General features: G+C 56.8%; 7 protein-coding genes. All 7 read left to right on the forward strand.

Annotated elements, in window-relative coordinates:
- Window positions 1-98 precede the first annotated feature (98 nt).
- The 7 genes from CH42_RS14270 to CH42_RS14300 all read left to right on the forward strand — a co-directional run bounded on the left by CH42_RS14270 (window position 99) and on the right by CH42_RS14300 (window position 3,536).
- Window positions 99-392, forward strand: a complete 294-nt coding sequence (locus CH42_RS14270; protein WP_053353886.1) for a WXG100 family type VII secretion target — start codon at window positions 99-101, stop codon at window positions 390-392.
- A gap of 173 nt (window positions 393-565) precedes the next feature.
- Window positions 566-1,054: a hypothetical protein gene (locus tag CH42_RS14275; RefSeq protein ID WP_156322588.1), complete on the forward strand. Its 489-nt coding sequence runs from the start codon at window positions 566-568 to the stop codon at window positions 1,052-1,054.
- A 29-nt stretch (window positions 1,055-1,083) separates the two neighbouring features.
- Complete coding sequence (locus CH42_RS14280; RefSeq protein ID WP_053353888.1) at window positions 1,084-1,404, forward strand: hypothetical protein; 321 nt, start codon at window positions 1,084-1,086, stop codon at window positions 1,402-1,404.
- A 6-nt stretch (window positions 1,405-1,410) separates the two neighbouring features.
- Window positions 1,411-2,130, forward strand: coding sequence for a WXG100 family type VII secretion target (locus CH42_RS14285; protein WP_156322589.1), 720 nt, complete (start codon window positions 1,411-1,413; stop codon window positions 2,128-2,130).
- Between the two features lie 46 nt (window positions 2,131-2,176).
- Complete coding sequence (locus CH42_RS14290; protein WP_053353890.1) at window positions 2,177-2,737, forward strand: hypothetical protein; 561 nt, start codon at window positions 2,177-2,179, stop codon at window positions 2,735-2,737.
- 150 nt (window positions 2,738-2,887) lie between these two features.
- Window positions 2,888-3,205, forward strand: a complete 318-nt coding sequence (locus CH42_RS14295; protein ID WP_053353891.1) for a WXG100 family type VII secretion target — start codon at window positions 2,888-2,890, stop codon at window positions 3,203-3,205.
- A gap of 49 nt (window positions 3,206-3,254) precedes the next feature.
- Window positions 3,255-3,536, forward strand: coding sequence for a WXG100 family type VII secretion target (locus CH42_RS14300; RefSeq protein ID WP_241488076.1), 282 nt, complete (start codon window positions 3,255-3,257; stop codon window positions 3,534-3,536).
- Window position 3,537 lies beyond the last annotated feature (1 nt).

Below are 3,537 nucleotides of genomic sequence, written 5' to 3' on the forward strand. Positions count from 1 at the left end.
CCGGCCGCTTCGCAGGCTAAGTTTTCAACATCTGTGGGCGGTGAACGCCCGCGAATCTGGGGTACTCGGGGGACGCGAGGACGACTTGGGGATGACAATTGGCACAACTCACCTTTGACACCGAACGGATTCGAGACTTCGGTCAAGATCTTTCGGTCTCCGTGAATGGACTCGACATCGAGTTGCTCCGTCTCGAAAATGCTGCGCTTGTGCTTCGAGGAGCTTGGTCGGGGGAAGCGCAGCAAGCATTCGATTCGGCGCAGCTCGAGTGGGCCACTTCGATGCGGGCGCTCAAAACCATCTTGCAGGCGGTTTCGGATCTGTGCGATTTTGCCGCGCAGACCTATGAAGAGACCGAAGACGCGCTCGAGGACGTTTACGCGGCCGCGTAGCATCTCATGCTGGATGCTCAGGAGGAGACGGGGCACATGGAATGACTCGAAACAATCGGGATACATGGAAGTTGCTCGGCGAAGAGCTCAGCCGAAGCGAGGAAGAGTTCTCATCGCTAGCGGTTGGGAGCCGCTCAGTAGCTGAGGGTAGAGACCAGCTCGGAGCCGTCACGGTGACGCTTTCCTCGAATGCGACGATGATTGCGATTCGGGATGATTGGGAACGCATCGTTGCTCCGCTAGATCTTGAAGCGGCAATTTCCGAAGCACTCAACCAGGCGATGCAGAGGCGATACGAGATCGAGGAGTTCGGTCTGTCTGACGTCATCACCGAACAGGCGAGTGCGGCGGCTCCGCCGGTCACTTCGAACGTGAGCCATGAATTTGTTCGACGCACTTCTGAGCTCAGCGTCAATGAATTCAACGCTGAGCTTGATTCCTTGATCGCTCAAGTGCAGGCGCACGTGAAGAAGCGCTCTCACGGGCGTGGGCCTCTGGGAATTGCAACAATCAACCTGTCCCCAGATGGGTATGTGAATTCCATTCGATTGAATTCAGAACGACTTCGGGGAGTCGGCGCGAAAGCGATCGAGCAAGACATTGGGTATGCGATTCAGGAAGCCACTGAATCAATGAGTCGGCCGTTCGACGGACTCGAATAGTGCGTTCAGGGGACTGAGCAAGGAGAATCATGGCTGTTGAAGTCGAGGTGACATTTAATGATGTGTCGAGCGACTCAGAGAAGTGGGCGACAAGCGCGGAAGAGCTTCGTAGCCTGGCCGCATCCATGGAGGGGCGAGATCTCCCCAATGATGCATTCATGATGGCCGGCATCGAGTTTGCAGGCGTGTATCGGGCGTTCTTGAGGCAACTTAACGCGCATTTGAGTGACGGCGCTGGTCAGTCGAGTGAAGTTGCAGGATCGTTGACCTCAGCGGTGACCTCATACAACTCTGCAGAAGACCTGATCTTGGCCAGACTCCGTGAAATCACTGCGGAATTGGAAGGTTGATTTGTTGTGAATGCGCAAGCCGCTCAATCCGTTTCGACGGTTCAGCGCTGCTCAGCCGACGTGGATCGTCTAGCAAGTGCAATCAATGGTGCGATCTCGATGATCCCGGCACCACTTCGCAGTTTCCTGAACGACATTCTTCAGAAGTGGGATGAGTTTTGCGCTGAAGTGCAACGCTTGTTCGAGCTCTTTGAAGAAGTCATCAGTTATGGGCTTGGCGATCCCGCTGCGCTTCGTACTGCTGCGGAGTCCTGGAAAACGAGTGTGACCAATCTCCTCGAATCGGCTGCGGATCTGGTTCGTCGTGACGATCTCCCTGCCACAGATTCGTGGGAGGGGCCCGCATCGGATGCGTATCGTGTGATCGTCACCATGCAGCACGATGCGATTGAAAACGTTGAAGATAGTGCGAAGCTCATCGGCGAGGCGCTCGGGAAGCATGCTGATTCGATCGAGAGTTTTTGGGGCAATATCCTCAACGGACTTGTGAACTTCGCCCTTGCGCTCGCAGGTGCGGTAGTGAGCGCTATCGCCCTCGTTCCACCGGTCACTCCCATCGGCGTCATCGGACTCATACTCTCAATCGTGGGTGCGGTGAAGAGTCTCTGGGACTTGTTTGCCACGGAGATCTCCGATCTCGAGCAGTTCTCTGAAGATGCGCGAGCTCTCGGGGAGTCCGTTGCGGAGAAATTCGAGGATCCATGGCCCTCTCTCGTAGCTTCTTGATCGAGGAGTTCGGGTCACGGGAATACGGTCGCACCTTGGAGGCGTTGTGAACGGAATCGCAGGTGAGACGTTTCGGCAGCAGAATCTCGCACCGTGGTGGTGGATTTGGGGAGGGCTGAACGGCCTCCTCGTTCTCTTGCTCGGAGTCCGCGCACTGACCGCACTGTGGTTTCAGCACACGGCCGCTGGCGTGGTCTGGCTGATAGTGATCCTGCTGATTGTCAACGCGGTGACCATTCCGATCATCATCGTCAATGCGCGAAAGCGCGTGGTGATTGATATTGCGCAAGGATTGATTGCCACTGAACGAAGCGGACCCCATGCGGCTTCCGAGTTCGTCATGATCGTCGATCACGCCCGAACGTTTCCCCAACCCGCTCACCTGCTTGAACTGCGCTTTCAGCGGGGAAGTGTGAGTGTCGAGGCGGGGGCGTTCCGAGTCACTCCGGAACATCAGCGACGCAACGAAGCCTTGATCGCATTCATCGATACCTGGATTACCGCCCCCGAGCGGCATCGATCGTTGCTGGGTGCCGGCGCTGCGCCTGGAATTACCGCGTATGCGATCGGTAAACGAGAAGCAGCGGAGATTCTGCGTCTCCCATGATCAAACGATAAATTTGGTTGGTGTAACTATTTGCCAGATGTCGGTGGCTTCGCGTAGCGTCGTGGGTGGTGGCTTCGCCTGTTGGCGTGACGCCTAGGGAAACGTGTGCATCGTTGCGGTGTGCGCAACATTGAACTCAAGGGGAACAATATGGTTCAGACCATTGCAGCTGAAGAGGGAGCACTTCGCCGGGGCCAGCAGGCTGTTGCTGAGGCGAAGGCCGGTATTGACCAGCAGACGAAGAAGGTGCGCGGTGATATCGAGCAGCTTCGCGGGTACTGGCAGGGTTCTGCTGCGGGTGCGTTCACGCAGCTGATGCAGCGTTGGGATGCTGAGACGGTGAAGCTCAATAATGTGCTCGTCGATCTTGAGAACTCGCTGCGTGGCACGGAGCAGGATCAGGCTGCGACGGAGCAGGAGCACCAGCAGGCGATCTCGGGCCTCGGCGCGATGATGTCCGGTAACTGAGTACAGACGCGACTTCTAGGGGAATAGAGAAATCATGAGCATGCAGTCGATGTCGGTGCAGACCGCACAGGTCAGTGCACTTTCGGGTCAGATTCGTAATGGTGCGCAGGGGATTCGTTCGGAGATCGAGCGTTTGGAGTCTGAGGTTGCCAAGCTGCGCGGAGCGTGGAGTGGTGAGGCGCAGAACTCGTATGACGTGGCGCAGCGTCAGTGGACGCAGTCGTTGAACGAGTTGCAGTCGTTGCTGGAGCGTATTTCGAGTAACACTGAGCAGATCGCTCAGGCGTATAACGCGAGTGATGCTCGTAACGCCGGCCGCTTCGCAGGCTAAG

It is taken from the genome of Leucobacter musarum subsp. musarum (assembly GCF_001273845.1).
Classification (GTDB): domain Bacteria; phylum Actinomycetota; class Actinomycetes; order Actinomycetales; family Microbacteriaceae; genus Leucobacter; species Leucobacter musarum.